At 43.4% G+C, this 26,337-nt stretch carries 26 protein-coding genes; 6 read left to right on the forward strand and 20 right to left on the reverse strand.

The genetic code is table 11. The annotated features are described in order from the left end of the window. Window positions 1-52: 52 nt before the first annotated feature. Together GGE08_RS12500 and GGE08_RS12505 are read left to right on the forward strand one after the other, a co-directional pair. Complete coding sequence (locus tag GGE08_RS12500; RefSeq protein WP_179385223.1) at window positions 53-586, forward strand: flavodoxin domain-containing protein; 534 nt, start codon at window positions 53-55, stop codon at window positions 584-586. 9 nt (window positions 587-595) lie between these two features. Further along, a complete protein-coding gene (locus GGE08_RS12505) occupies window positions 596-907 on the forward strand; it encodes a phosphoribosylpyrophosphate synthetase (protein WP_179385224.1) in 312 nt (103 codons plus the stop codon). Here the strand turns inward: GGE08_RS12505 and GGE08_RS12510 are convergent, their stop codons facing one another. Continuing rightward, entirely contained in the window at window positions 908-1,537 is a 630-nt protein-coding gene (locus tag GGE08_RS12510) for a 2OG-Fe(II) oxygenase (protein ID WP_257024027.1), read from the reverse strand. A gap of 105 nt (window positions 1,538-1,642) precedes the next feature. Here GGE08_RS12510 and GGE08_RS12515 point away from each other — a divergent pair, with 105 nt between their 5' ends. Then, window positions 1,643-1,885 carry a zinc-ribbon domain-containing protein gene (locus GGE08_RS12515; protein WP_179385225.1) on the forward strand — a complete coding sequence of 81 codons (243 nt, stop codon included), beginning with the start codon at window positions 1,643-1,645 and terminating at the stop codon, window positions 1,883-1,885. 44 nt (window positions 1,886-1,929) lie between these two features. Here the strand turns inward: GGE08_RS12515 and GGE08_RS12520 are convergent, their stop codons facing one another. The 13 genes from GGE08_RS12520 to rsgA all read right to left on the reverse strand — a co-directional run bounded on the left by GGE08_RS12520 (window position 1,930) and on the right by rsgA (window position 16,969). After that, window positions 1,930-3,000: a hypothetical protein gene (locus GGE08_RS12520; RefSeq protein WP_179385226.1), complete on the reverse strand. Its 1,071-nt coding sequence runs from the start codon at window positions 2,998-3,000 to the stop codon at window positions 1,930-1,932. Window positions 3,001-3,084: 84 nt separating this feature from the next. Next, complete coding sequence (locus GGE08_RS12525) at window positions 3,085-3,807, reverse strand: hypothetical protein (protein ID WP_179385227.1); 723 nt, start codon at window positions 3,805-3,807, stop codon at window positions 3,085-3,087. A gap of 5 nt (window positions 3,808-3,812) precedes the next feature. Then, window positions 3,813-4,391 (reverse strand): RNA polymerase sigma factor, encoded by a 579-nt coding sequence (locus GGE08_RS12530; protein ID WP_179385228.1) that lies wholly within the window; start codon window positions 4,389-4,391, stop codon window positions 3,813-3,815. Window positions 4,392-4,503: 112 nt separating this feature from the next. Beyond that, a complete protein-coding gene (locus GGE08_RS12535) occupies window positions 4,504-5,478 on the reverse strand; it encodes a polyprenyl synthetase family protein (protein WP_179385229.1) in 975 nt (324 codons plus the stop codon). A gap of 213 nt (window positions 5,479-5,691) precedes the next feature. Next, window positions 5,692-6,732 carry a 23S rRNA (adenine(2503)-C(2))-methyltransferase RlmN gene (gene rlmN / locus GGE08_RS12540; RefSeq protein ID WP_179385230.1) on the reverse strand — a complete coding sequence of 347 codons (1,041 nt, stop codon included), beginning with the start codon at window positions 6,730-6,732 and terminating at the stop codon, window positions 5,692-5,694. Window positions 6,733-6,805: 73 nt separating this feature from the next. Continuing rightward, window positions 6,806-7,855, reverse strand: coding sequence for a tRNA preQ1(34) S-adenosylmethionine ribosyltransferase-isomerase QueA (queA, locus tag GGE08_RS12545; RefSeq protein WP_179385231.1), 1,050 nt, complete (start codon window positions 7,853-7,855; stop codon window positions 6,806-6,808). An 87-nt stretch (window positions 7,856-7,942) separates the two neighbouring features. Further along, window positions 7,943-9,172 carry a 3-phosphoshikimate 1-carboxyvinyltransferase gene (gene aroA, locus GGE08_RS12550; RefSeq protein WP_179385232.1) on the reverse strand — a complete coding sequence of 410 codons (1,230 nt, stop codon included), beginning with the start codon at window positions 9,170-9,172 and terminating at the stop codon, window positions 7,943-7,945. Window positions 9,173-9,241: 69 nt separating this feature from the next. Beyond that, window positions 9,242-9,568 (reverse strand): nucleotide pyrophosphohydrolase, encoded by a 327-nt coding sequence (locus GGE08_RS12555; RefSeq protein WP_179385233.1) that lies wholly within the window; start codon window positions 9,566-9,568, stop codon window positions 9,242-9,244. A 45-nt stretch (window positions 9,569-9,613) separates the two neighbouring features. Further along, window positions 9,614-11,575 (reverse strand): DUF3857 domain-containing protein, encoded by a 1,962-nt coding sequence (locus GGE08_RS12560; RefSeq protein ID WP_179385234.1) that lies wholly within the window; start codon window positions 11,573-11,575, stop codon window positions 9,614-9,616. A 7-nt stretch (window positions 11,576-11,582) separates the two neighbouring features. Next, complete coding sequence (locus GGE08_RS12565; protein ID WP_179385235.1) at window positions 11,583-13,595, reverse strand: DUF3857 domain-containing protein; 2,013 nt, start codon at window positions 13,593-13,595, stop codon at window positions 11,583-11,585. Then, on the reverse strand, window positions 13,592-15,493 hold the full coding sequence (locus tag GGE08_RS12570; RefSeq protein ID WP_179385236.1) for a DUF3857 domain-containing protein: 1,902 nt from the start codon (window positions 15,491-15,493) through the stop codon (window positions 13,592-13,594). The genes GGE08_RS12565 and GGE08_RS12570 overlap by 4 nt, the downstream gene beginning before the upstream one ends. Window positions 15,494-15,575: 82 nt before the next feature. Further along, entirely contained in the window at window positions 15,576-16,028 is a 453-nt protein-coding gene (gene dtd, locus GGE08_RS12575; protein WP_179385237.1) for a D-aminoacyl-tRNA deacylase, read from the reverse strand. An 8-nt stretch (window positions 16,029-16,036) separates the two neighbouring features. Continuing rightward, complete coding sequence (gene rsgA / locus GGE08_RS12580) at window positions 16,037-16,969, reverse strand: ribosome small subunit-dependent GTPase A (RefSeq protein ID WP_179385238.1); 933 nt, start codon at window positions 16,967-16,969, stop codon at window positions 16,037-16,039. A 95-nt stretch (window positions 16,970-17,064) separates the two neighbouring features. On the opposite strand from rsgA, the gene GGE08_RS12585 reads away from it, so the two are divergent. Beyond that, a complete protein-coding gene (locus GGE08_RS12585) occupies window positions 17,065-17,505 on the forward strand; it encodes a hypothetical protein (protein ID WP_179385239.1) in 441 nt (146 codons plus the stop codon). 72 nt (window positions 17,506-17,577) lie between these two features. On the opposite strand, the gene GGE08_RS12590 is transcribed toward GGE08_RS12585, so the two are convergent. From GGE08_RS12590 to GGE08_RS12610, 5 genes are all read right to left on the reverse strand, one after another. Then, on the reverse strand, window positions 17,578-18,252 hold the full coding sequence (locus GGE08_RS12590) for a head GIN domain-containing protein (protein ID WP_179385240.1): 675 nt from the start codon (window positions 18,250-18,252) through the stop codon (window positions 17,578-17,580). 132 nt (window positions 18,253-18,384) lie between these two features. Then, on the reverse strand, window positions 18,385-19,467 hold the full coding sequence (locus GGE08_RS12595; protein ID WP_179385241.1) for a bifunctional 3-deoxy-7-phosphoheptulonate synthase/chorismate mutase type II: 1,083 nt from the start codon (window positions 19,465-19,467) through the stop codon (window positions 18,385-18,387). Between the two features lie 8 nt (window positions 19,468-19,475). Continuing rightward, entirely contained in the window at window positions 19,476-20,336 is an 861-nt protein-coding gene (locus GGE08_RS12600) for a prephenate dehydrogenase (RefSeq protein WP_179385242.1), read from the reverse strand. A gap of 3 nt (window positions 20,337-20,339) precedes the next feature. Next, complete coding sequence (locus GGE08_RS12605) at window positions 20,340-21,482, reverse strand: pyridoxal phosphate-dependent aminotransferase (protein ID WP_179385243.1); 1,143 nt, start codon at window positions 21,480-21,482, stop codon at window positions 20,340-20,342. After that, entirely contained in the window at window positions 21,482-22,309 is an 828-nt protein-coding gene (locus tag GGE08_RS12610) for a prephenate dehydratase (RefSeq protein ID WP_179385244.1), read from the reverse strand. The genes GGE08_RS12605 and GGE08_RS12610 overlap by 1 nt, the downstream gene beginning before the upstream one ends. Window positions 22,310-22,778: 469 nt before the next feature. On the opposite strand from GGE08_RS12610, the gene gldA reads away from it, so the two are divergent. Both gldA and GGE08_RS12620 read left to right on the forward strand, forming a co-directional pair. Then, a complete protein-coding gene (gldA, locus tag GGE08_RS12615) occupies window positions 22,779-23,672 on the forward strand; it encodes a gliding motility-associated ABC transporter ATP-binding subunit GldA (RefSeq protein WP_179385245.1) in 894 nt (297 codons plus the stop codon). Between the two features lie 96 nt (window positions 23,673-23,768). Next, entirely contained in the window at window positions 23,769-25,220 is a 1,452-nt protein-coding gene (locus GGE08_RS12620; protein WP_179385246.1) for an aminotransferase class V-fold PLP-dependent enzyme, read from the forward strand. Here the strand turns inward: GGE08_RS12620 and GGE08_RS12625 are convergent. Beyond that, complete coding sequence (locus GGE08_RS12625; RefSeq protein ID WP_257024028.1) at window positions 25,217-26,263, reverse strand: serine hydrolase domain-containing protein; 1,047 nt, start codon at window positions 26,261-26,263, stop codon at window positions 25,217-25,219. The two genes, GGE08_RS12620 and GGE08_RS12625, sit on opposite strands and share 4 nt — an antisense overlap. Window positions 26,264-26,337: the final 74 nt, after the last annotated feature.

A 26,337-nucleotide genomic window follows, 5' to 3' on the forward strand; every position in this document is an offset into this window, starting at 1 on the left:
TTAAAGGAGATATTCATGAACTTAGGGGAGTTTAACCAATACCTAAGTTCTCATGAAAATCTTGATCATTTATGGCACCGTGGAAGGGCAAACACGAAAAATTGCCCGGTTTATGGAACAAGTCCTTCAGGAGGAAGGCCATCAAGTAGCTATTGCCAACGCTGTGGAGGAACCTCCCGCCCCGAACGATTTTGATGCTGCCCTTATCGGGAGCTCCGTACATGTGCAGAAGTACAACACCTTGATCAAGGATTATGTGCTAGAGCATTTAGATACCTTGAATAGCATGCCCACGGCTTTTTTTTCAGTGAGTATGGCCATGGCATCTTCCATTAAAGAGGAACACGAAGAGATAGCGCAGGTAGCCGAGGACTTTTTGAAAGAAACGCAATGGAACACTGCGACCGTTTGGCATATCGCCGGCGCTTTGAAATACACAAAATATAATTATTTCAAAAAGCTGATCATGCGTTCCATTGCCAAAAAAGAAGGAGGGTCCGTGGATACAGACAAAGACCATGAATACACGGATTGGACCAAAGTCAAGGAACAGGTCCTGAGTTTTTCGAACCGATTAAAAACATAATCAACATATATGGACAGACATAGTTTTACAACACTTTCAGAAGCAATAAATACATTGACACAAGAGGACGGATATAAAGAGGATTTTGAGGCCGACGAAACGTGCATTAAGGCACTCTATTCCAAAAGGGAGTATCAGCCTGATGACCTCCAGATTATCGATTCCTATCGGTTTGAGGGAATGACCAATCCGGGCGATCAGTCTACTGTATTTGCCATTGAGGCAAAGGACGGTACCAAGGGTACCATGGTGATGTCCTATAGCGCCACCAGTGGGCAAAACGAGGAACTCATTAAACAGATTCCGTACAAAAAGGATTGATCATACGAACAATTTGCCCACCGAAGAGGGTTGGTGCAACAACCATCCCGTAAGGCTAAATCTACTTTTGTGGGCCTTGAGCACTGCATGGGGCACTTCGGCACTTTTAAACATGACACAGCGGCCCGCCAAGGGTTCTACCAAAAAACTGGAACCATCTTTTTCGAAGATTTCGAGCTCGCCACCATCCCCTTGTTTCCAGTCATCGTTCAAATAGATGATCATGGAAATCATCCGGTTGTTACGGTTTTCGAACTGGTCCAAATGCTTATCGTAATGACCACCCGATGGGTAATGGGCCAAATGGAATTCATATCCCGACAGACTGAGGTAGCAATATCGGTTGAAAATATGCATCGTCTCATCCAGCAGGCTCCAATAGCCTGTTAATTGGGCGTCACGGTTCCTGTCCAACCAATAGGTGAAATCCCCCCGTATTTTCGTGTCGATTTGATGATCGGCATGGGCACCTATTCCCGCCTCCTTAAAACTGGGCAGCTTACCGAGAAAAAAAGTTTTGATCTCCGTATACAGCTCGTCCCTCAGAAAGTGGTCGATAATCACATAATCCTTACTGGAGATATCATCCATCCAGGACAACCAATCCTCCAAACCGTGATAGGCGTTCAATGCTTCAAAAATGTGGGCGAATGTAGAAAATAATTAAAAACGAAATTCATTTTTCTTTAATCATTTGGAAAACGCTAATTTTGAACATATCAACATCCAGTAGCCATGATTCTATTCTTTGGAACACGACCCGGCAAAAAAGAGACCAAGGTACTTACCCGCGCAACATGTCCCTATTGCAACCAAACTGGGACATTGACAGTAGTGGCACAGCCCAACTATGCCCATTTGTTCTGGATTCCGCTATTTACGATCAATAATATCCGCTATGCGGAATGTTCCCACTGCAAAAAAGTCTACTACAAGGAAGATTTTACCCCAGAAATGGAACAAGCCCTACTGAAATAAAAAACGGCCGGGAAACCCGACCGTTAGCTAACCCATTGGAGTGGTTATATATCAAACCGAAGGCCCAGTGATATATTGTTTTGTTTGATTTCCGCATCCTTGAAAATTGGGTTCAAATCGTATTTGATGTAAAGCAACACCCCATCGAAGCCCATGTATCCGCTCACACCATAGATAAGGTCGCTACTGTTGTAATCCCTTTTGAGCTTGTCCTTTACATTTTCGCCATCACGATTGTACTTTAATTTTTGACGAGTACCAAGGTTGAATCCGCCGTAGCCCCCAAAACCAAGTCTAAATTGATCTCTGATGGAGTATCGCATGCTGCGCTCCGTTTTTCGTAATCGCGAGGGACCAACTTCAAAATGAACGGGGAAAACTAGATTGTCCATTCGAAACTTGGATTTATCCAAATCAAACTCGAATTCCTCCAAAACGGTTTGGTTTCCTTCTTGAACAAAGATTCGGTTCCCGTCAGGTTTTAGGCCATTGAACTGGAAAGAAAAGCCATAATTGAACCGAAGCCAATTGGAATTTTTAAAGACCCTGGTACGCCATTGCCAGCCCATTTCAAAAAAACGGCTTCCTCCAACTTTATAGGGGGTATCGTTCAAGGACTGCCCTTCAATCAAAGCATTGTTTAAACCAACGGCCATGACAAAATCGGAATACGTTCGCCTATCGTATTTAATCTCCCGGTTTCTTGGATTTCGTCTAAAGCTGATAATCGGTTTGCCATCGATAAGAATACCCAAACGTCCCCAATCATCATAAATGGTATCCGTTTCGGCTAAGGTCAGCACCTTCCCTTTGTTTCGTTCCAGCAAGGCAATTCTGTTATCGATAATGGCCACGCGATTTTCAATGTTCAGGGCTCGTTGTTTGGCCACTTCTTCCTTCAAAACCCTAGCTTCGTTTTCAGTGATATCACCATTGTCCAAACGCTGGTTGATATCCCTTACCTCCAATTTCAGGGCTTCCTTCTCTTGTTCAATGATGCGCTGTTTTTCCAACTTTAGCGCATCAATTTTCTGTTGATAATCTTCTTGTCCAAAAGCCGCTACGGAACCAAGGAACAAGACTAAGATGGTTGAATAAAATGCAATTGTTTTCATGATTGTTTTTGGATTATAAACCTCCCTCCTTCCTGCCGTTCGGGCAGGAAGTTGTAAGAGGTTTGACTTGATTGATGAATAATTCTACTGATTTCGGTCTGCCACCGCAGTACGTAATTTTAGGTAACCTGATTTGAGTGCATCAAAGATTTGGTCACGGAACGTCTCGTCCAACTCGTCTTCCACTTCGGCCAGCAGCGACATGGCATCGACAGAGCCGCTTTCCGTGAACAACTTATCCGTTAAGATTTGGCGTTGGGCCGCCCTCAAAAGGGAGTCTACCTCGGCATCGGTTACATCCTGGTGCGCATGCTCCATCAGTTTTACCTGTGCCACCACTTCTTCCACTTTTTGGGCAATCAACGCATCCGAGTTGATTAAAATTTCATCCTTTAATGGGGTTTTGGTTTCTTCCTCCGCTATCCTATCGTTGGAAAAAGGCTGCTCGAGATTCAAAGGCTCCTCTATCTCGGCAATCTTGGAGTCAACCTCAATCCCAACAACTTCCATTGAATCCTCAAGAGGTTCGACATTGGTATTTTGTTCGGGCTCAATCGTGGTTTCGGGTTTTATTGCCGTTTCCACTACTTGGTTTTCCTCTACTCTGGGTGACTCGTTCGTGAAAAAGAAAACCGACACCAATACCACACCCACTACACTGGCGGCGACGGCATATAGCAACCAAGGGGTTCTCCTTTTGGGCGAAGGTCCTTTGACCTGTGAAGCAATCTTATCCCAAGCACCTTCGGACGGTGCAATGGTTCGCTCCTCCAGTTTTTCCTTGATATGTTTTTCCAATTTATCCATATCCCTTATTGTTTGTTCGCCGATTGTGATTTGGGCGACATTCCTTTTAAATTCAAATTTTCCTGAAGCATCTTTCGGGCCTTGAACAGTTGTGATTTTGATGTGCCCTCCGTGATTTCGAGCATATCGGCGATTTCCTTGTGCCCGTACCCTTCCATGGCATACAACAAAAACACCGCTTTATAACCTTCGGGCAGTCCATCGATCAAATGCTGCACATACTCCACATCCAAAAGACCGCTATTGTGCCCAAAATCAATGTCTTTTGTTTCTTCCATGATTTCATCATCGTAAACCACAAACTGTCTTTTCCGCAAATAAGAAATGCTTTCCCGCACCATAATGGTCCGAATCCAACCTTCAAAACTGCCCTTAAATTGATAAGAACCTAAATGATTGAATACCTTAACAAATCCATTGATCATCACGTCCTCAGCAAAATGCAGGTCCTTAATGTACTGCCTGCAAACGCTCAGCATTTTAGGCGAAAATCTATCGTAGAGCTCCTTTTGGGCCTGTGGGTCTCCCTTGATCGATTTCTTGATTAACTGCTTTTCGTTGCTATGTAGCGTAATGATTTTCAAAAAAGTTTGGTTTACAAAAGTGCTTCTATTAATAGAGACGGGATACAAACACAAATAGTTGCCTGAAAATTAAAAATTTTCAGTAAAATATTGATTTTCAATTTATTAAAAATTATTTTTTTCGGTCTACCACGTAGTTGACCATAAGTTTGAGGGCACTTTTGTATTCGGAATCGGGATAATTGTCCAAAATGGCCAAGGCTTCATCCTTGAACTCCAGCATCTTCACCACAGCATAATCCAGTCCACCTTTTTCCTTCACATAGGCAATGACTTCCTTGACGCGCTTTTTGTCCTTATTGTGTTTTTTGATGGAGTTGATCAACCACTTTTTCTTTTCCTTATCACTCTGGTTTAAGGCATAGATCAAAGGAAGGGTCATTTTTTGTTCCTTGATATCGATTCCAGTGGGCTTGCCGATTTTTTCGGCGCCATAATCAAAAAGGTCATCCTTTATTTGAAACGCCATGCCGCAGAGTTCCCCGAATTTCCGAAAGGTTTCCACTTCTTCCGAATCGGGACGCACGGAACAGGCACCCATGCTGCAACAGGCTGCAATCAAAGTGGCGGTCTTTTGGCGGATGATATCATAATACACCTCTTCCGTAATATCCAAAAGTCTTGCCTTTTCGATTTGGAGGAGTTCCCCTTCGCTCATATCACGAACGGCATTGGAAATAATGTGCAATAAATCATAGTTCTTGCCTTCCAAAGAGACCAAAAGGCCTTTGGAAAACAGAAAATCCCCCACCAAAACGGCAATTTTGTTTTTCCACAGGGCATTGATGGAGAAAAAGCCCCTGCGCTTGTTGCTGTCGTCCACTACATCGTCATGAACCAAGCTCGCAGTATGTATCAACTCAATAATGGAAGCTCCGGTGTAGGTCCGTTCGTTGACTTCGCCGTTCAACAATTTGGCGGTCAAAAAAACAAACATCGGGCGCATTTGCTTGCCCTTTCTGTTGACTATGTAATAGGTAATCCTATTGAACAATGCGACTTTGGAGGACATAGACTTGAGGAATTTTTCCTCGAAAAGCTGCATCTCATTCTCAATGGGCTCCCTTATCTGCGAAACGATTTTCAACGTAACGGGTGGTGTTTGGTTTTGAAACCCTAAAAGTAGGGAAAATGAAAGAGTTGATGGAATGAAATCCGAGTTTTAAGATACAGTCCTCAAACTATCGATGATTTGCAGGAAATGAGGACCAAGGGTGAAGGGGAAAAGGTGAAAGGGAAAAATGGAAAAACAAAATGTCTCCTGTCTCCTGTCTCCTGTCTCCTGTCCCTTGTCTCAAAACTAGCTCTTGTTTGCTAGCTGACCACAGGCGGCATCGATATCCTTTCCACGAGATCTGCGGATAGTGACCGTGATCCCGTTGCGTTCCAAGGTATTCTGGTACATTTCCACCGCTTGATTGGAGGCTTGTTGAAACTCGCCATCATCAATGGGGTTGTACTCTATCAAATTTACTTTTGAAGGGGCAAACTTGCAGAACTTGACCAAGGCATCGGCTGCTTCTTGGGTATCGTTGATTCCTTTCCACACCACATATTCGTAGGTAATCCTGTTCTTGGTCTTGCTGTACCAATATTCCAAGGATTCCCGTAAATCTTTCAAAGGGAATGTGGCATTAAAGGGCATGATGGAAGTGCGAACCTCATCAATTGCCGAATGCAAGGACACCGCCAAGCCGAACTTGACTTCTTCGTCGGCCATTTTTTTTATGATTTTGGGTACGCCGGAGGTCGAAACCACAATGCGCTTCGGAGACATACCGAGTCCCTCGGGCGATGTAATCTTATCGATGGCCTTGAGCACGTTGTTGTAGTTCATCAAGGGTTCGCCCATCCCCATAAAAACGATGTTGCTCAACGGACGGTCAAAATACAATCGGCTCTCGTTATCTATCGCCACCACTTGATCGTAGATTTCATCGGGATTCAGGTTTCGCATCCGCTTTAAACGTGCGGTAGCACAGAATCGGCAATCCAAACTACAACCCACTTGACTGGAAACACATGCCGTGGTTCGGGTTTCGGTGGGTATTAGAACGGACTCCACGACCAGACCATCGTGCAAACGCACCGCATTTTTAATGGTACCATCCGAACTGCGCTGCATTTGATCCACCCGAATGTGGTTGATCACAAAGTTATCCTTCAACATTTTACGGGTTTCCTTGGAGATGTTGGTCATGGCATCAAAATCGTGGGCAGACCTTTGCCACAACCATTCATAGACTTGGTTGCCCCGGAATGCTTTATCGCCCTGCTCCACAAAAAAATTGCGGAGCTGTTCCTTGGTCAATGCCCGTATGTCCTTTTTTTTGACTTCCACTAGCTAAAGATAAGCAAGAAAAAATCCCGCTGGCCATAAGCGAACGGGATTTCTGTTTTACGAATATTCCGTTTTATAGAATCAGCATGGCATCCCCGTAGGAATAGAAACGGTAACCTTCCAAAATGGCCTGTTTGTAGGCCTTTTTCATGAGGTCGTGCCCCATAAATGCCGAAATCATCATCAATAATGTGGATTTTGGCAAGTGAAAGTTGGTCACCATACAATTGGCTATGCTGAATTCATAAGGAGGGAAAATAAACTTGTTGGTCCAGCCCTCAAAGGTATTCAACGTATGCTCGGATGAAACGGCACTTTCCAAACTTCTCATCACCGTGGTCCCCACAGCGCAAACTTTTCTTTTGTTGGCTTTAGCCGTATTTACGATTTCGGTGGCCTTTTCATCGATGACCAACTCCTCACTATCCATTTTGTGCTTGGACAGGTCTTCCACCTCAACCGGGTTAAAAGTCCCCAATCCTACGTGAAGGGTAACCTCGGCAAAGTTGATACCTTTAATTTCCAATCGCTTGAGCAAATGCTTCGAAAAGTGAAGTCCTGCAGTTGGGGCGGCTACGGCACCTTCATGCTTGGCATAAATGGTCTGGTAGCGTTCCTCATCTTCTGGTGTGACCTCCCTTTTGATGTATTTTGGAAGTGGGGTTTCTCCCAATTCCCTCAATTTTCTTCTAAAATCGGTATAAGAGCCATCGTAAAGAAAGCGTAGGGTCCTACCTCTTGATGTGGTATTATCGATAACCTCGGCCACCAAACTTTCGTCCTCCCCGAAATACAGTTTGTTTCCGATACGAATCTTTCGAGCTGGATCTACCAACACATCCCATAAACGCTGTTCTTGGTTTAGTTCCCTCAACAAGAAAACCTCGATACGGGCTCCTGTTTTTTCCTTGTTTCCAAAAAGTCGGGCTGGAAATACCTTAGTGTTGTTCAAGACCAAGACATCGTCTTCATCAAAATAATCGACAAGGTCTTTGAACATTTTATGTTCAATTTTTCCGCTATCACGGTGAACCACCATTAGTCTGGATTCGTCCCTGTGTTCCGCAGGATATTCTGCCAATAACTCTTTAGGCAATTCAAAATTGAAGTTTGATAATTTCATGTGGACTTTTTTTCGATTTTTTAAAAGAGGGGCAAATATACAACCTACCCATAGCGGATGTCAAGTAATTTGATGATTAAATGTGGATTACAATTCTTGGACCAGGAATCCAAGCGTCTTTAGGTCGCTCCAAAAATCGGGATAGGATTTGGAAACCACTTCGGCATCGTTCACGGTAAAATCAGCCTTGAGAGCCAGTGGTCCAAAGGCCATCGCCATTCGATGATCGTTATAGGTATCGACCGAAACCTCTGGTTTCAAGTTGTTTTGCGGGTGAAGGGTCAAGCTCTCGGCATCAATTTCCACTTTGGCCCCAAACTTACCCAATTCGGTCTGCAATGCGGCCAATCGGTCCGTTTCCTTTATGGGCAGCGTATGCAATCCAGCCAAATGACAACCTATGCCCAATCCCAAACAGGTCACAGCGATGGTCTGTGCAATATCCGGGGCATTGGACAGGTCGTACTCCAAGTAATTAGTAATGGGTTCGTTGTTTTTTTTCAGCACAATGGAGTTGTTGGAAAAAGAGGTCTCAACTCCGAAACTTGTATAGATTTCGGCCAAAATGCTATCACCTTGCAGGGAATTCTTTTTGTAGGAAGCCAGTTGAATCTCCGAGCCTGCTTCGCAGAGGGCTGCTATGCTGTAAAAATAACTGGCGGAACTCCAGTCAGATTCCACCACCAAGGTAGTATCGGCAACAGCTTTTTGGGGTGCAACGGTGATTTTGTTTCCTTCAAAAGTCGTTTCAACCCCGATTTGTTCCAACAGGGCCAGGGTCATTTTGATATAGGGTACCGATGTAATCTTCCCTACCAGTTCCAACTTTAGGCCGTTTTTCAGGCTCGGGGCAATCAGCAACAAGGCTGAAATGTATTGACTACTGATATTTGCAGGAAGGGAAACTGTACTTTTTTCCAATGTTTTCCCTTTGATGTTCAAGGGAGGGTAGCCTTCCTCTTTTAGGTATTCGATATCCGCACCCAAGGAGCGTAACGCTTCGACCAAAACTTGGATAGGTCGTTCCTGCATACGTTCTGAACCCGTTAAGGTAACGTGCTTACCTTCTTGCGAAGCAAAATAGGCGGTTAAAAAACGCATGGCCGTTCCTGCGTGGTGAATGTCCACTGTACCTTCGGATTTGCCCAATCCTTTCTGCATGACTTCTCCATCATCCGAATTGGAAAGGTTCTCAATTTTGATATTGGGAAACAGTGCCTGCAACAACAAGGAGCGGTTGGTTTCGCTCTTGGAGCCGGTAATGGCAATGGACTTTTGGATTTTTTTGTGGTCGGGTGCTGAAAGTTGGAGTTTCAATTCGTTTGGGTTTGCATGAATGGTCAAAACTAGAAAAAACAGGCCTAATGTCCTGTCAGCGGGCCAACTTTATTTGAGCTTTTTGTTATTTTGATGACGGTCGTGGTCACGTTTGGTCTTTAGGTCCAACTTTTTATCAAAAGCCTTTTGCAGGTCGATGCCCGTTTGATTGGCCAAACAAAGCACCACAAAGACCACATCGGCGAGTTCTTCCCCTAAATCTTTGGCCTTGTCGGATTCCTTTTCGCTTTGTTCACCATAGCGTCTGGCGATTATTCGTGCCACCTCTCCCACCTCTTCGGTGAGCTGGGCCATATTGGTCAGTTCGTTAAAGTATCGGACCCCGTGGTTTTTGATCCATTCATCAACCGCTTTTTGTGCATTTTCTATGTTCACCTCAGAGGAATTTAAAATCTGCACTAAGGTACTAACAATACTCTTTTAGACCTTTTCAAACACCAAATAACTTTGGTTGATGCTGGTCACAGCCTGTTCAAACAACTCTTTTATAAATAAATAGCCCTCACTTTTGTATTGTGTTGAACGCAATTGAAGGTTAAAGAAAATGATGACATTGTTCTCGGATGTAGAACAGTTAAACCTAAGCACTCCACTCCCTCCCGGAAGTGCCAAGTTGTTGTTTTGTGGAAGGCTCTTCACCCGATAACCTTTTGGGATAGTAATGTTGGCCATGTACTTGTAATTGCGAAGGTACCCAAAATCGACAGGGTAGTTCCTCTCTGAGCTTTTGAAAGGGTTACTTTGGAAAAAGCGAATCAAAAACGGGTTAAAATAAATGCTGGTAGAGGTATCCAAGTTTTCCAACTCGAAGCTAAAATGTTCCATTAACAAATTGTCATTGGATTTCTCGGCATCCAGCTCATATTGATCTATGTAAAAGTCACCATTGGTATTCTTTTCCACCTCATCCAAATATTGCTGATTGGTAATACTTGATAAATGGTTTCTTTTGAAGTAGGCTTCATATCCTCGGGACATCTCATCAAAAGTTCCTCGCGCAGTGCCCTCATCTAAATTTAGGTCAAGCTGAAGCATCACTTCCTTGCTATTCCCTTTGGGCGATTCGATGTCGTACCAATAACTTTCCCCATCGAGGTCCATAACCCTTCCATAATAGTTCAGGCAACGGTAGGGAAGCATTCCGAAGGGAAGCTGTTTTTCCGTGGCATCCAAAAGATATGTGGTTCCGTCAATATCGAGTTTGGCAATTACATAATTAAAATCCGACATTACTGGATGGCTTCTTTTTGGAAGCCCGTGAGCCCTTGTGGAGAGCAACATCAAATCGGCATCCATTCCTGCAGCATTGAGCAGATTGATCAAAGTAATGTTGATTTCCGCTACGTTGCCAACACCCTCGTCAAATGCTTTTTTCACGTTATTGTCCCGAAAGATTCCAAACTTTCCGTTCCAAGAATAATGGGATTTCACAAAGTTGTAAAGATTGAGTGCCTTTTCCTGCTCTTCCTCCGTACCAGTGATGATGTCTATTGGTACGTTTCGTTCAAAATAGTTCTTTTTTCTAAGTTGCCCCCCGATATCACGATCTGATCTAAATTCCTTATCAACATCTTTCCAAGATTTGGTATACCGCTCTTTAACCCCCCGAAAACTCAGGTATTCGGATAGCTCAAACTCCAAACGAGATTGATAATTAGAAGCGGCAAGCATATATTCCTCGTCACTTTTAAAAGCAGGCACATCTTCCATAACGTACTTGAGCACCTCGCAGTCCGCTTGTTTATTGACGTTGGGAATACTAAAGCAATTCTCTTTTATTGTTGCTTCATTTACCGTTAAGGGCAGGTTTCCAAATAAAGATCGGTTATAACTGTAGTTCCCAGGGATCTTAGCATTATACTCCGTGTAAACCTTGGGAATGTCGTCTTGGAAATCCCATCCGTTTAAGTTGTAAAAAAAAGGGGACTGAACTTCATAAGTAAATTCCAAAATAGATCCTTCCTGCACATTGGAAAAGGTAAATCTTTTCTCCGACCAATGTTCGTTGACTTCGGCATCAAATATATTATTGTCCATCACAATGTGCTTTAAGCCATCTGTATGGGTTATGGCTCTAATATCGTTTACCTCTTCAGTACCCGTATCGGAATGGTAGTACGGAATACGGATATCTGCCTCCGAAAACCCCTTTTTGTCCAATATCTTGATTTTGGCATGATACTTTTTTATCAACCAGACATACCCTCGCCTAACTTCAAAGAAATTGTCTCCTTTTTCAAAAAGATACACTGCATGGGCCGTCGTATCCTTTTCATAGGTCTTGAATGCAGATTCGAAAATGGTCAGTTCTCCAAATTCCAATTGCTGTCCCTGCAAAACCATATGCTGCAGAAGCAGCAAGAGAATCCCTGTTTTTTTCATAGGTGTGCTACAGTTTGGTAAGGATTACTTTTTCAGCTTCCTTTTTCACGATATGACCGTAAAACTCCTTTAAATCTGGATAATAACTGGCTGGAATCACATGGGTGTTAAGTTCCGTTTCTACACGGGCGTTAATGATGTTGTTTTCGGCAGATATGATGTACTTAAACTGTCCCATGTTTTCGGGAAGGGCAACCGCAATGGGTTCCGGGATTGACTCTACAGCATATCCTTCGGGAATATTGATGGTAATCAAGTATTTATCCGTCCAAGGATATCCGTAATCGATAGGGAACTCCCTCTTTTCTGTTTTGAAGGGGTTTTCACTGGTAGTGAGATAAAAAAGAGGTGATAGGTATAGTTTCCCTGCTATTTCCTCATAAGCTGATTCTTTACTATAGCTGAACGTTTGAACAACGGGTTTGGACAAGTCGTCTTGATTTTGGAGTTCAAAATCCGAAATTTCCAGGTCGCCGTAGCGCTTTTCCAGCTCATCCAAATATGAATCCTCGGAGCCTTCCCCAAAATTGTTCCTAAAAATAAAGGCATTGTTTGCGGTATACTGCTGACGGTACCTGCCATGAATGGAACCATCATCGTTTAGGTCAACGCTCATCATAACAGCATCGAGTGATTTTGTTTTTGGGGTAAGATCTACTTGAACAGAAGTACCGTCTTCTTTAATCAGTCTGCCAAACCAGTTCAACGCACGCATGGGCAGTACATCGGGAAATGCATTTTTTTCGGTCGCATCCAAAAGTACAAAGCCATTATCGAGCTGGAGCCCTGCCACTACATAATTAAAGCCATCGCTGGTAGGCAGTAAAGGGATACCGTGCGATCTTGTACTTACCAAGACAGGATCTGCTTGCAATCCGGCATACCGAAGCATGGCTATCAGCATCAGATTGATCTCGGCCACATTGCCCTTGCCTTCTTTATAAGCTTTACGAATGCCTTGGCTGCTGCAGCCCACACCTACAAAATTATCCCAGTTCATTTTGTTCTTTACAAACTGGAATAGGGCCATCGCCTTTTCTGAATCGGATGAAAGCCCATTTAGGACTTGGTCCACATCATCATCAAAATAGTTTTTCCTGTTCAGCTCATCTCCAAAACTGTCGTAGTCGTAAATGGATTTTGCCACATCCTCCCAGGTTAAACTGTAGTTTTTAAATGGTTGGTTGGGAAAACGGGTAGAAGCCAGTTCAAATTTTATCGATGTTCTAAAATTGTTGATATTGCTGGTATATTTTTCCTCGAGCAGTGCAGGAATACCGGAAGCTTTCATGGTATAGATGTTTTCCAAAAAGTTTAGGGTCCCACTTGTTCGTGTGGTTCTCCCTAGGCTGCCTGTTTGATCAGAGCTTCTGTAGGAAACGTTAATCGTTCTATTTTCATTGGATTGATCAAACTTGATGGCATGAAATCCCCTGCTATATTGCTTAAAGTAAAAATACTCCGGAATCTCCAATCGTATTTCTACATCGTCCACGGGAATATCATATTGAAATTTGAACTCATCGATACTCCAGTACATGGGAGATACAATTTTATACTCAATGTCCAACACACTACCTTCCTTAACTTCTGGCATGGTGATGGAGGCCTTGTTCCTGTATTCGTTTACTTCTTCAATAAAAACACCGTCATTCTTCAATTTGGTATCCACAACTTTTCCATTCACCATATTATAGGTAAACCCTTTTATACTGGAAATATCCTCCTTATTGGTACCTCCTGCATATAGTGGAACTTGAAGGGTGGCCCAATCAAACCCCTCCTTGTTGTAGATTTTAATCCGGTAATGCACCTCTCTCACAAGGCTCCAGCCTGTTTCATACTGATAATTGTATCGTACCCATTCATTTTTGTGCAATATGGCCGCATTGGCCTCTGGATAAAGGGCATGTTGTGTTGCTGATACCTCCTCTTCGGACACTTTTCCAAATTTTACTTCTTCGGCACTTACCACTGCTTGCTGAGCCAGCAAAAGCAGAAAAAACAATCTTAATTTCATGACTTCTTTTTACTTAAAACGATTTTTGCGTTGTCATATCCGGCGACCTTCTTTCTAAAATCCCGATATAGTTTATAATCTTCCTTTGGATACTCTCCTGATTTGATGAGCAGTCGCCTTTTATAAACAAGGACCCCAGGTTCTTTTGGCTCAACAGATACGGCATAGGAACCAAACTTGGTATCTTCTTCTATGGGAAGTATCAAGGTTTCCACAACATAGCCTTCGGGCAAACGGATGGTAAACTCATCCTCATCCAAATATCCCCTAGAAATGATCAGCGGCATTTTTCTGTTTCTAACTCTATCGGGAACCCCCAAATTTCTGTTGGAAATGTTGGGTGCGAACAAGAGTTTGTCACCCGCACTGGAAAGGTAATTGTCGGCCTTAAAATCAACCGTTTCCAGAAATTCGATCTTATCTTCATTATTCTGATAGGCTACCTCTCCAAGCTGCAAATCTTGAACGTAGCTCCAGTATGATTTGTAAAATTCCTCCTGCTCCGATCGTGTGTTTGTGGTTCGCCAATATTTTTGGTCGTACTGGGATCCCCTTGAGAATATTTGTACATGTCCGGTTACATTCCGTTGGTTTCCCACTTGAACATCTGCCTTGGTAAGTTGATAATTTTCTTCATCTGGATTTCTTTTGGTCCGCACCATTTCTCCACCCTGTGGGGTTATTTTTAGTACATTTCTATTATCGGTAAACGTCCCTAAATGGTTTACGGGAGTGGTTTGGCTGGTACACTCCAACCAAATTTCATCGTTCTCCAAGGGTACGTTTAAAAAAACATGGTTCCCTTGGATAGAAGGAAAATCCTTGTCCAAATGTCTGATCTGTCTTCCCGCATGTACAACTGTGTAATAGGACTCGACCCCTACAGCCTTCAGCAGTGCCTTGGTATAATTGGTAAGCCCCTTGCAGTCTCCATACTTTACGCGGTCTACATCTGATGCACTGATGGGCATCCAGCCGCCTATCCCGAGCTGAACACTGATGTATCTGGTATTTTCCTGTACATAATCGTACACGATCCTGGTTTTCTCCAAAGGATCGGATATGTCTTTTACCAAGTTTTTCACATGAGTAATCGTGGCTTCGGACAACTCATCCCTGCCCGCCAACAACTCATCGTTCATCCACTTGCCCAACTCCTGCCAAGTAGTAGCCCTACCATTGACACCCTCCAAATGAAACTCGTTCATAGCGATTTTTACTTGGGGTACAAGATTGCGAAACGATGGGGATAATGGTTCCCGCTCCATGGGCACCAAGTTTTTAGCCTTGTACGAGATGCCATTGTTCATTTCTTTCGCAGCAATCCCATAGTCACCAAAATTCACTTCCTTATGTCTGAAGGGTATGCCGTTCTCCACGGTAAAGGAAAACTCACTTCTCTCGGTACCCACCCGATAATCATCCAAAAAGGACCAATTCGGGGCAAAAGCGGTGTTAGGAGTTGTATAGACTTTACTAAATTCGATGGTATAAGGATATTGTGAAGGGGTATAGCGCATGACCAAAACCCTTGAATCCGAATAGAGCGTTCCCCCACTAATGGCACTTTGGTCCAAAAAATCCCTTTTCTTAATTTTTTTGATTTCCTCACCACTCGCATTATAAACAATCGCCTCCAAGTCGGAAACCTTGTCATTTTTTTCATAGAAGGCAAAAGCATGTACATGCTCATCCCCATTTTCGTTAAGAACGGTGACGACACGCTTGCTGGTTATGGTCATCTTGTCCAGAGCTTCGACAACTACATCCATTTTATCCAAACGAACTACGGCATCGGCATTATCCAATAGTTCTTTGGGGATGGATGTTAGACTGTAATCTTGGGAAAATGAATACTGAAAAAGTAAGGTTGAGAGTAATAGAAAATAAAATCGCATTGGTTGTAGGAAATCGTTTTTTAGGACAACGCTAAAGTGGTTAATTTCCTACAATAACGATATTTTTTTCGACAAAAAGCACCTATTCCTTATTTTTTGTGTCAATTATTATGGTCACGGGACCATCATTGAGTAGTTCCACTTTCATGTCGGCCCCAAAAATACCTGTACCCACCTTCTTTCCAAGCTTTTGCTCCAAAACCGCTACAAATCTTTCATACATGGGAATCGCAACATCAGGTTTTGCCGATTTGATGTAAGAAGGTCTGTTTCCTTTTTTGGTTTGGGCATGCAGGGTAAATTGGCTTACCACGATAATTTCTCCGTCAATATCGACCACCGATCGGTTCATCACATCATTTTCATCATTGAAGATGCGGAGATTTACGATTTTGTTTGCTAACCATTCCACATCCTCTTGGCCATCAGCATCCTCAATCCCCAATAATACCAAGAGACCATCCCCGATAGAGGAAACGACCTGACCATCTACGGTAACACTTGCTTTGGATACTCTTTGCAATACAGCTCTCATAATATTCCCTACCTATATGTTTGATCTTCCTCCCCAGTTATCATCTGAACATAGCTTCGGTAACGGCTGGCGGCTATTTCATCACGTTCCAAAGCTTCCTTAATGGCACATTTAGGTTCGTCCAAATGGAGACAGTTATTGAACTTACATTCGGATTTTAATGCAAAAAACTCAGGAAAATAGTCTCCAATTTCTTCTTTCTCCATATCCACAATGCCAAAACCTTTGATACCGGGCGTGTCAATGATACGGGCATCAAAAGAAAGGTCGTACATCTCGGCAAAAGTGGTGGTGTGCTGTCCCTGCATGTGTTGCTCGGAAATCTCTGCGGTCTTGAGTTGCAGTCCGGGTTCCAAGGCATTGACCAAAGTTGACTTGCCTACCCCCGAGTGCCCAGCGAACATGCTGGTTTTGCCAAGCATCAGTTCCCTTACTTTATCTACATTCGAGCCCTGTTTGGCTTCAATCTGAAGGCATGTGTACCTTATTTTGGTATATAGATCTATTAACCAGTCAACTTCGAACCGTTCCTCCTTGGAGTAAACGTCCATCTTGTTAAATAGCAGCACCACGGGTATGTCGTAAGCCTCGGCAGTCACCAAAAAGCGATCAATAAAACTGGTAAAGGTTGGTGGATTGTTCAAAGTGACCAATAAAAATACCTGGTCCAAGTTGGCGGCAATAATATGGGTCTGCTTGGAAAGCTTCACTGATTTACGGACAATATAGTTTTTTCGATCTTCGATAGCTGAAATTATCCCAACTGTTTCATCGCCAATCGTTTCCAACTCAAACTCGACCATATCCCCCACGGCAACAGGATTGGTGCTTTTAATGCCCTGGGTACGGAACTTTCCTTTGATTCGGCACTCATAAAACACTCCCTCCGAGGATTTTACGGTATACCAGCTTCCCGTTGATTTATAAACAGTTCCGTTCACTTTTTGTTTATATTTTGATTACAAAGAAACAATATTCCATCTTCTTCGTTATATATCTTTATCAATAGTTTTAACAATCATCATCTTTATCTATTATGAAAAAAATCATTTTGGCTGCTGTGGTCATGTTTGCAGCAAGTTTTACCATGAGTGCGCAGCAGTACCGGGTCATTACCAGTGTTGAATCCATCGTCCCCAATGGTTTGGGAAGATCCAGAATCATCAACGCTTTGGAAGAGAAAGATTACAAGGAATTCACCACTGTACAAACGGAGGATGACAACACGCGAAACAAGTCTGATCGAAGTGAAATCCGTGTGAAGAATTTTGAGGAGACCAAACTTTTGAACTTCTATAACCTCGGTGGTATCCGATTCCAGAATATCGCAGCCAACGATGCCGTGATCACTTCCATGATCAACGATATGATTTCCAACGGATGGGAATTGGCCTTTGTGGTAAGTGGTGTGGAGAGTGAAGGCGGAAAAGGGGATGGACAGGGAATTTTCATTACCCGATATATTTTTAGAAAATAACCTTACCGACCGATATAAAACCAAAAAGCCCTCCAAGTTTTGGAGGGCTTTTTTTGTAGACAACAAGTTTCATTAATTCTTAATGTAGACCCTTCCGCCCACAAAGGTTCTTTTGTTCACCGTTTGCGGATTTCCGTAAACGTGTACATCGCCTCCTGCCCTAACATTGACATCCACCAGCTCAGAAGCAAATACATCGGCCTCGCCGCCTGCGGAAATCTTTACATCTGTGGTACTGGTGCGCAGTTCCCTACCTTCAAAAATACCGCCGGTGTTTATGACAACGGTTTGGTTTTTGGCCAAACCCGAAGCTTTCACGATACCGCCAGTAACCGCGCGTATGTCGGCATAATCCACATCCATTCCAATACGGATGGTGGCACCTTCTTGGGCACGCAATTCAATTTTGCTTTTCTGCACCATCTCGTTACAGGTAATCTGGGCACCTTCGTTGCCGTCAATAACATCCAAATCGGTGTAATAAACCTCAATCATGGTGTCCTCCCCCTGAAACTTTTTGTCCAACTGCATGCGCAGCTTCAAAGTTCCATTTTTGTTGGTCCATTTGATATCGTCCACATTCCATCCTTTAATCATAATTTTGTTCTCATCGGATTGGATCAAATTGACCTCGATCAAATCAAAAACCTTGATTTTGTTGAATTCACCCACCTCGGTATCAATGATTCGTTGCGAAAACATGACCAAGGGAAGCAAGAGCATTCCAAGTGTGTATAATTTTTTCATGATAGCGTGTTTTACCCTTAAAAGATACCCTTTCTTTCGTTTTGTTACAGTTTGAAACAAAAAAACTGTTTGCAGACCCGAATTTATCGGGACCACAAACAGTCTTTGCAATCAAGCTGATGAAAAATCCGCCTAGGCGTTGATGATTTTTTCTTGGTGGTTGATGGATTCTTGGTGAATCGCCTTGAACATTTTCAAAACAAATTCTTCGCTCAAACCTCGCTGCTCGCCTTCCAAGATCATGTTGCCCAGAATAGCATTCCAACGGTTGCTTTGAAGTACGGCTACGTTTCGTTGTTTTTTCAATTCTCCAATCCCATCGGCAACCTTCATTCGTTTGCCCAAAAGATCGATCAATTGGTTGTCCAGTACATCAATTTGTGCCCTAAGGTTACTCAAACTGTTATTGTACTCTGCTTCCTCATCGGTTTCTTTTCGGATTCTAAGGTCTTTCATGATTTGCACCAATGTTTTAGGGGTAACCTGCTGTGCAGCATCGCTCCAGGCATTGTCCGGGTCGTAATGCGTCTCTATCATCAACCCATCAAAGTTGAGATCCAATGCGGTTTGCGAAACATCAAAGACCATGTCGCGTTTTCCGGTAATATGGCTCGGGTCGTTAATGATGGGCAAATCAGGGAATTTGGTCTGCAATTCGATGGCCAATTGCCATTCTGGAATATTCCGGTATTTGGTTTTTTCGTAGGTTGAGAATCCTCTGTGGATCACACCCAACTTTTCAATATTGGCGGAGGACAACCTTTCCACAGCTCCCAACCAAAGCGAGAGGTCCGGGTTAACGGGGTTCTTGACCAAAACAACTTTATCCGTCCCTTCCAACGCATCCGCTATTTCTTGGACAATGAATGGGCTTACGGTGGAACGTGCCCCGATCCACAGCAAATCCACGTCGTGCTCCAAAGCCAAGTCCACATGAGCCCTATTGGCAACCTCCGTAGCAGTTTTCAGCCCGGTTTCTTCCTTTACCTTCTGCAACCACTTCAAACCAATGGCCCCGACTCCCTCAAAGTTTCCTGGACGCGTTCTTGGTTTCCAGATTCCGGCACGGTAATAGCTCACATCGGTATCCTTTAGCTCGTGTGCTATTTTTAACACTTGGTCTTCGGTTTCCGCACTGCACGGTCCCGCTACTACCAAGGGATGACCCAAGTTCATGTCATCCAACCATTTCCTCATTTCCTTTTTGTTTTCCATAATACGTCCTATTTTTTTGTAAGTGGTATTCCTTTTAATATTTGTTTTATTCTATTGGTATTGCTCATTTCTTGATGGACATGCTCAAAATCGTTGTCCAAAATCAGTTGTTTGAAAGCCGTAAGGTTCTGAATGTACTCCTCCAAAGTTTCCACCACATTGTCCTTGTTCTGTTCAAAAATGGGGGTCCACATATCGGGCGAACTTTTCGCCAAGCGAACGGTGCTCTCAAAACCACTTCCCGCCATGTCAAAAATATCACGCTCATTTTTCTCCTTCTCAATAACTGTCTTTCCCAACATAAAAGAGCTAATGTGTGATAAATGGGAGACGTAGGCGATATGTTTGTCGTGCGCTTCGGGATTCATATACCGTATCCGCATTCCGATATCTTGAAAAATAGCCAATGCCTTTTCTTGAAGCTTGAATGCCGTTTTCTCCACCTCGCAAATAATCATTGTTTTGCCAGCGTACAACCCCTCCAAAGCTGCTGTGGGACCTGAAAACTCCGTTCCAGCGATAGGGTGACAGGCCATAAAGTTCCTTCGCTTGGGGTGCTCCGCGACCTGCTCACAGATCAAACGTTTGGTGGAGCCAGCGTCCATGACCACGGTTTCATCGCCAGAAGCATCCAATATCTTGGGCAATTCGTTGACCAATACGTTTACAGGAATGCTCACGTAGACCAAATCTGCCGTAGCCAGTGAATCGTAGATTCCTTTTTTATCGATTATCCCAAGTTGTAAGGCCTCATCGAGATGGGCATCACTTGTGTCCACACCAATAATTTCCGCTTCGGGATGTAGTTTTTTTACATCCTTTGCAAAAGAACCGCCAATCAATCCAACTCCTATAATGACTACTTTCATATCTTAAAATCTTGCAATGGCTTCTTTGATCCTTTCTTCTTTCACACATAGCGAAAACCTGATGTAGCCCTCACCATTGCTACCAAAAATGGTACCTGGCGCAATAAATATGTCCTTATCGTACAAGATCTGGTCTATAAATTCCTCGGATGGCAAAGCCCCTTTTGGCAGCTTGCACCAAACAAACATTCCCACTGCATTTTTATCGTAAGTACATCCTAAGGTATCCGCCAATTCAAACATCAATTCGCGTCTTGTGGAATACACCCTATCCAAGGCCTCGAACCATTCAGGGCCACTTTGCAAAGCAGCAATCGCCCCCATTTGAATGCCATAGAACATCCCCGAATCCATATTGCTCTTTACTTTCAAAATTGCCGTGATATGGGCTGCACTGCCCAGCACCATCCCCACACGCCATCCGGCCATGTTGAAGGTCTTGCTCAAACTATTGAGTTCCAAGGTATGTTCCTTTGCTCCCTCAATGGACAAAATACTGGTTGGATTGTTGGATAGCACAAAGCTGTACGGATTGTCGTTTACCAATAGGATGTTGTTCCTTTTGGCAAAATCCACCAAAGATTCCAATTGCTCCATGGTGGCGGTGGCGCCCGTTGGCATATGCGGATAGCTGATCCACATCAATTTTACTTTGGAGAGGTCCTTTTTAGCCAGTTCGTCCAAATCGGGAAACCAGCCCTTTTCCTCCTTTAGGTCGTAGGTGACCGGCACACCCCCCACTAAATTGGTCACGGATGCATAGGTAGGATACCCTGGGTTGGGAAGCAACACCTCATCACCTTCGTTCAAAAAAGCCATGCTGATATGCATGATGCCCTCTTTAGATCCCATTAAGGGCAAAATTTCAGAATCTGGCTCCACTGCTACATCGAACTTTTGCTGATAAAAATCGGCAATGGCCTTCCTCAACTGTGGCAAACCCTGATAGCTTTGGTACTGGTGCGCACCAGCATCGATAATGGAATTCCGAAGCGTTTCCAATACCTGAGGGGATGGTGCCAAATCCGGGCTGCCTATCCCCATATTGATGATGGGCTTCCCTTGGGCCATTAATCCCCTAACCTCTCTCAACTTTTTCGAGAAGTAATATTCCTGAACGCTATTTAATCGATCCGCTGTTACCATTACAACAATGCATTTTTATATTCTCCCAAAACCTTGAAATCCTCTGCCATGATCTGCATCAGGGATTTGGTTTTGGCAAAGTGCTCGTATTCATCAAAAGTGACATCTACAAAAAAGGCGTATTTCCAAGGAGTCTCGATTACGGGCAACGACTGGATTTTAGTCAGGTTCATGTTGCAATCGCTCATCACGTTCAACACAGTGGCCAAACTCCCCCTTTTGTGATCGGTGATAAACCGTAGAGATGCTTTATTGATTTCCTCCTCCGGGAGTACTTTGTTCTGCTTTTTTAGGATGATAAATCTTGTGGAGTTGTTGACAATCGTCTGGATATTGTCCGCGATAATTTCCAGATCGTAGAGGTCGGCAGCCATTTTAGGGGCAATCGCGGCAATATGCCCCAACCCTTCCTCTTGAATCCGCTTCGCAGTCTCAGCGGTATCCACACTTTCTACCAATTTGATCTGCGGATGGGCTTTGAAAAACTCTTTGCACTGCAATAACGCCATCGGATGCGAATGTACCTCTTGAATGTCATCAAAGGTTTTTCCCTTCATCACCATAAGGTTGTGATGGATGTTCAAGTAATGCTCCCCGATTACGTGGATATTATTATGGTACACTAAATTGTAATTGGGAATGATGGACCCAGCTATGGAATTCTCAATGGCCATAATGCCCTTATCAGCCGCACCTACCAACAAACTGTCGATTACCGCATCAAAGGAATTGCATTCCAATAGTTCAATTCCTTCTCCAAAAAAATCGATGGCCACTTGATGATGGTTCGATCCTTTGATTCCTTGTATGGCGACTTTTAAAGACATTCTTTTTGTATGTTAGATCCCGAAACACCTTGCCTGCCGGCAGCAGTTCGGGATGAATTCAATCATCAAATTGGCTGTTGCCAACTTGGATTTCATTCAAAAAAAAAGCCCCGATGTATCGGGACTTTATATAGTGGTTATACTTTAAACGTATCTATAACAGTCCCGCTTCCCTCTCAAAAAAGAAGTAAAAATAAAAACGGTTCCAGAAATACGTGTTTGTCATCTCATTGTTAATTGTCGGCTAATTTAGGTATTCAATTGGAAAGACCCAGAGATTCCCAAATTTTTTTTGATTTTTTTCAAAAAAGACATTTTCGCTGCACATTATTTTATAGAAATGATACTTTTTTACGAATACTGATGCTTCCATTAATTTCCATAAAAGCGTCGTCTCATTTTCTGGTTTTTGAAATGTAAGGTTTACAATGACTAAAAGTGTATTTTTGAAATCAAAGAATTCAACGGAATGTCCATCACTGTTCAGAACATTACAAAAACCTTTGGTACACAAAAGGCATTGGACAATGTCTCTTTTAGCATCAACAAAGGGGAAGTTGTTGGTTTTCTAGGCCCTAACGGTGCCGGGAAATCTACCATGATGCGGATTTTGACCACCTACTACAAGGCAGACCAAGGGGAGGCAGCCGTAAACGGATTTGATGTGTTGAACGATGAAAAATCCGTTCAACAAAGTATCGGATACCTTCCAGAACACAACCCACTATATCTTGAAATGTACGTGAAGGAATATTTGGCCTTTAATGCAGATGTATATCAGGTGGATAAATCCAAAATCCAAGAGGTAATCGAACAAACCGGATTAACCCCAGAAGCACATAAAAAGATAGGTCAATTATCCAAAGGATACCGTCAACGGGTTGGGCTTGCGGCGGCCTTGCTGCACAATCCCGAGGTCCTTATTTTGGATGAACCCACCACAGGGCTTGATCCCAACCAATTGATCGAAATCCGAAAATTGATTCGTGAGATAGGAAAGGAAAAGACCATTTTACTTTCCACACATATCATGAAGGAAGTAGAGGCTGTTTGCGACCGTGTGATCATCATTAACAAAGGGCAATTGGTGGCCGATAAAAAGCTCGAGGAACTTCGCGAGGCAGAAGAACAAATCATCGAAGTGGAATTTGACTATCGGGTGGAGGAACAGTTACTGCAACAACTACCCGATGTTTCCAAAGTAAAAAATACCGGTGGTTTTATCTACGAAATCACTTTTGGCACTTCCAAGGACATGCGGCCTGCTGTTTTTGATTTTGCACACGACAATAAATTAAAGACACTCCAACTCAGCAGAAAAAACAAAAACCTCGAAAGCCTTTTCACCGAACTTACTTCTTAGTTTTCCTGTTATCCGATTTGTGGGCAGAAGACCTCCGAATCAGATGGAAAACCGTTCCAAATATGGTACTTTTGCAGTCCAGAAGATATTGGACATATGAAGAAGAACAGCGCCAGATTGGAACTTTCAAAAGAGGAAATGCAAAAATACGGGTATGAGGTTGTTGATGCTATTGTAGAACACTATGCCACACAAGCAGAGAAAATGCCCGTAGCTTCCGGCTCCCGCGAAGAAATGGACTCTTTGTTTTTGGAGGAGGCTCCCGAAGAGGGTTCCGACCCATCGCAGGTACTGCACTTTGTTTTGGAAAAGGTGATGACCAATAGTGCCAATATGGCCCACCCTAAATCATTTTCCTTTGTTCCCGGTCCCAGTAATTATATCAGTGTGATGGCGGATGCCTTGGCAACAGGCTACAATATTTTTTCTGGAGGATGGGCAGCCAGTCCGGCAGCAGCGGAGCTGGAAATTGTTACCATTCAATGGCTGTTGAAAATCTTTGGTTTTCCCAAGAAAAAGGGCGGGGGTATTTTTACCAGTGGTGGCTCCATGGCCAACCTTACCGCAGTAGTCACGGCACGCAGGATCAAATGTGGTGACGACTTTTCAAAAGCCGTCATCTACCTTTCCGATCAGGCACATTCTTCCAATATCAAAGCCATTCGTGCACTCGGTTTCAAAAAGGAACAGATTAGAATCATCCCTACCGACAACGAACTCAAGTTTTCCGTGAACAAACTGAAAAACTGTATTGCCAAAGATAGACTGGAGGGTCTTCAGCCATTCTGTTTGATAGCGACAGCGGGAACCACCAATACCGGAACTGTTGACCCCTTGGTAGAATTGGGAAAAATCTGCAAGAAAGAGGATATCTGGTACCATATTGATGGTGCTTACGGAGGAGCGGCCATCTTATCCCAAAAGGGCAAGCAAGCTATGAAAGGTATCGAAAAGGCCGACTCCTTGACCGTAGATCCACATAAATGGTTCTTTCAGCCGTACGAAATGGGGTGCCTCTTGGTGCGAAACCATAAAAACCTGAGCCATACTTTTACCGAAAAGCCAGAATATTTAAGGGACATCGAGGGCAATACATCGGAGATCAATTTTTACGATCATGGTATCCAACTGACCCGAAGATTTAGGGCCTTAAAATTTTATATGTCCTTAAAAACCTTTGGTTTGAAGGAGTTCCGTGATGCCATTACCTACAATATTGATCTGGCCGAAGAAGTGGAAACCATGCTTCGCGGCAGCAAAAGTTGGGAAGTGGTGTATCCGGCCACCTTGGCGGTCATCAATTTTAGGTACAACCCCATCAACAAAACGTACTCTGAGAAGGAGTTGGACAGCATCAACCAATACATTTCCGGAAAAGTGATGGAGTCGCGCAAGGCCATGCTTGTCACTACCATTTTGAACGGCCAAGTGGTATTGCGAATGTGCCTCATCAACCCGCGAACTACCATGAAAGACATCACCGATACTTTTGATTTGTGCAAAACCTATGCTCTTGAAATTGAGGAGCAGCTGGCCAGCAAGGTCTAAACGGTTGGATGCTCAAAAAGAGCGTTGATTGCTTCATCCAAAATTGGCTGCACCTTGGGGTCGGTACAATTCATCAAAACAGCAATTACTTTTTTGTGCTGCGGATACACGAAAAGGTTGGTGTATGCGCCAACGCTATTGCCCACGTGACCCACAAAGGGCCTTCCTTTGGCATCTTGGCTCAGTTGAAATCCCAATCCATAATAGGTCGGTTTACCGTCAATGATTGTTGAAGTCAACAATTGTTCATAGGTCGCTTCTTTGAGCAACTTATGTTCCATGATGGCCTGTCCCAATTTGCCTATATCCTCGCAGGTGGACAAATAGCCACCGCCTGCCAGTTTGTAGGTGTTATTTACCTCAACTGCCTTTGTAAAACCTAGTGCCCTTTTGGTGTAGAATTGGGCTATGTTCTCAGCTTTCTGCACGGACCGCTTTTGGGTGCCCAAACTGACATTTTCTGGTGGTGGAAACGTATTTTTCAATCCCAAAGGCATCAAAATCTGCTCCTTTACATACTGCTGAAATGGAATTCCACTGGCTTCTTGCATGGCCAAGGACAACAATACAAAATCAAAGCTATTATACAGATAACTGGTGCCGGGTTCAAAAAACAGTGGGTCGTTTTTAAAGATTTCAATCCCTTCTTTAATGGACAAATCCTGATTCAAAGCATATTCCTTTCCCCGATAGCCTCGAATACCAGCAGTATGGCCTACCAATTGGCGAAGCGTGAAATCATATTTCTTTTTGGGATAGTAGGGAACGTACTTGTAAAGGGATTCATCCAAATCTAACACACCATCTTCCACCATTTTACCTAGGGCGAGCGCGGTAACACACTTGGAAATACTTGCGATACGGAAAACCGTACGTTTGGGGTGTACCTTTTTTCGTTTTTCCAAATTGGCGAAGCCATATCCTTTTTCTAGTACGTTTTGCCCATCTTCCAAGATGGACACTGCCAATCCTGGCACTTTTTTTTCTGCGACCAAATTGTGGAATAGCGCATCTGCCTTTTGCCATCCAACAAGTCCGTTCAAAGGTTGGACCTTTGGAAGAGGTGCAAAGAAATTTTTAATATGTGAAACGAAATTTCCCAAGAGTCAGTTTGAAT

The sequence above is a fragment of the Allomuricauda sp. ARW1Y1 genome, assembly GCF_013407935.1.
Taxonomy (GTDB): Bacteria; Bacteroidota; Bacteroidia; order Flavobacteriales; family Flavobacteriaceae; genus Flagellimonas.

Excerpts from the sequence above, each read along its gene's own strand:
- GGE08_RS12500 (WP_179385223.1), top strand. The coding sequence starts at position 53 with ATGAAAATCTTGATCATTTATGGCACCGTGGAAGGGCAAACACGAAAA.
- GGE08_RS12505 (WP_179385224.1), top strand. The coding sequence starts at position 596 with ATGGACAGACATAGTTTTACAACACTTTCAGAAGCAATAAATACATTG.
- GGE08_RS12515 (WP_179385225.1), top strand. The coding sequence starts at position 1,643 with ATGATTCTATTCTTTGGAACACGACCCGGCAAAAAAGAGACCAAGGTA.
- GGE08_RS12520 (WP_179385226.1), bottom strand. The coding sequence starts at position 3,000 with ATGAAAACAATTGCATTTTATTCAACCATCTTAGTCTTGTTCCTTGGT.
- GGE08_RS12525 (WP_179385227.1), bottom strand. The coding sequence starts at position 3,807 with ATGGATAAATTGGAAAAACATATCAAGGAAAAACTGGAGGAGCGAACC.
- queA (WP_179385231.1), bottom strand. The coding sequence starts at position 7,855 with ATGAAATTATCAAACTTCAATTTTGAATTGCCTAAAGAGTTATTGGCA.
- GGE08_RS12560 (WP_179385234.1), bottom strand. The coding sequence starts at position 11,575 with ATGAAAAAAACAGGGATTCTCTTGCTGCTTCTGCAGCATATGGTTTTG.
- GGE08_RS12565 (WP_179385235.1), bottom strand. The coding sequence starts at position 13,595 with ATGAAATTAAGATTGTTTTTTCTGCTTTTGCTGGCTCAGCAAGCAGTG.
- GGE08_RS12570 (WP_179385236.1), bottom strand. The coding sequence starts at position 15,493 with ATGCGATTTTATTTTCTATTACTCTCAACCTTACTTTTTCAGTATTCA.
- dtd (WP_179385237.1), bottom strand. The coding sequence starts at position 16,028 with ATGAGAGCTGTATTGCAAAGAGTATCCAAAGCAAGTGTTACCGTAGAT.
- GGE08_RS12585 (WP_179385239.1), top strand. The coding sequence starts at position 17,065 with ATGAAAAAAATCATTTTGGCTGCTGTGGTCATGTTTGCAGCAAGTTTT.
- GGE08_RS12590 (WP_179385240.1), bottom strand. The coding sequence starts at position 18,252 with ATGAAAAAATTATACACACTTGGAATGCTCTTGCTTCCCTTGGTCATG.
- GGE08_RS12595 (WP_179385241.1), bottom strand. The coding sequence starts at position 19,467 with ATGGAAAACAAAAAGGAAATGAGGAAATGGTTGGATGACATGAACTTG.
- GGE08_RS12600 (WP_179385242.1), bottom strand. The coding sequence starts at position 20,336 with ATGAAAGTAGTCATTATAGGAGTTGGATTGATTGGCGGTTCTTTTGCA.
- GGE08_RS12605 (WP_179385243.1), bottom strand. The coding sequence starts at position 21,482 with ATGGTAACAGCGGATCGATTAAATAGCGTTCAGGAATATTACTTCTCG.
- GGE08_RS12610 (WP_179385244.1), bottom strand. The coding sequence starts at position 22,309 with ATGTCTTTAAAAGTCGCCATACAAGGAATCAAAGGATCGAACCATCAT.
- gldA (WP_179385245.1), top strand. The coding sequence starts at position 22,779 with ATGTCCATCACTGTTCAGAACATTACAAAAACCTTTGGTACACAAAAG.
- GGE08_RS12620 (WP_179385246.1), top strand. The coding sequence starts at position 23,769 with ATGAAGAAGAACAGCGCCAGATTGGAACTTTCAAAAGAGGAAATGCAA.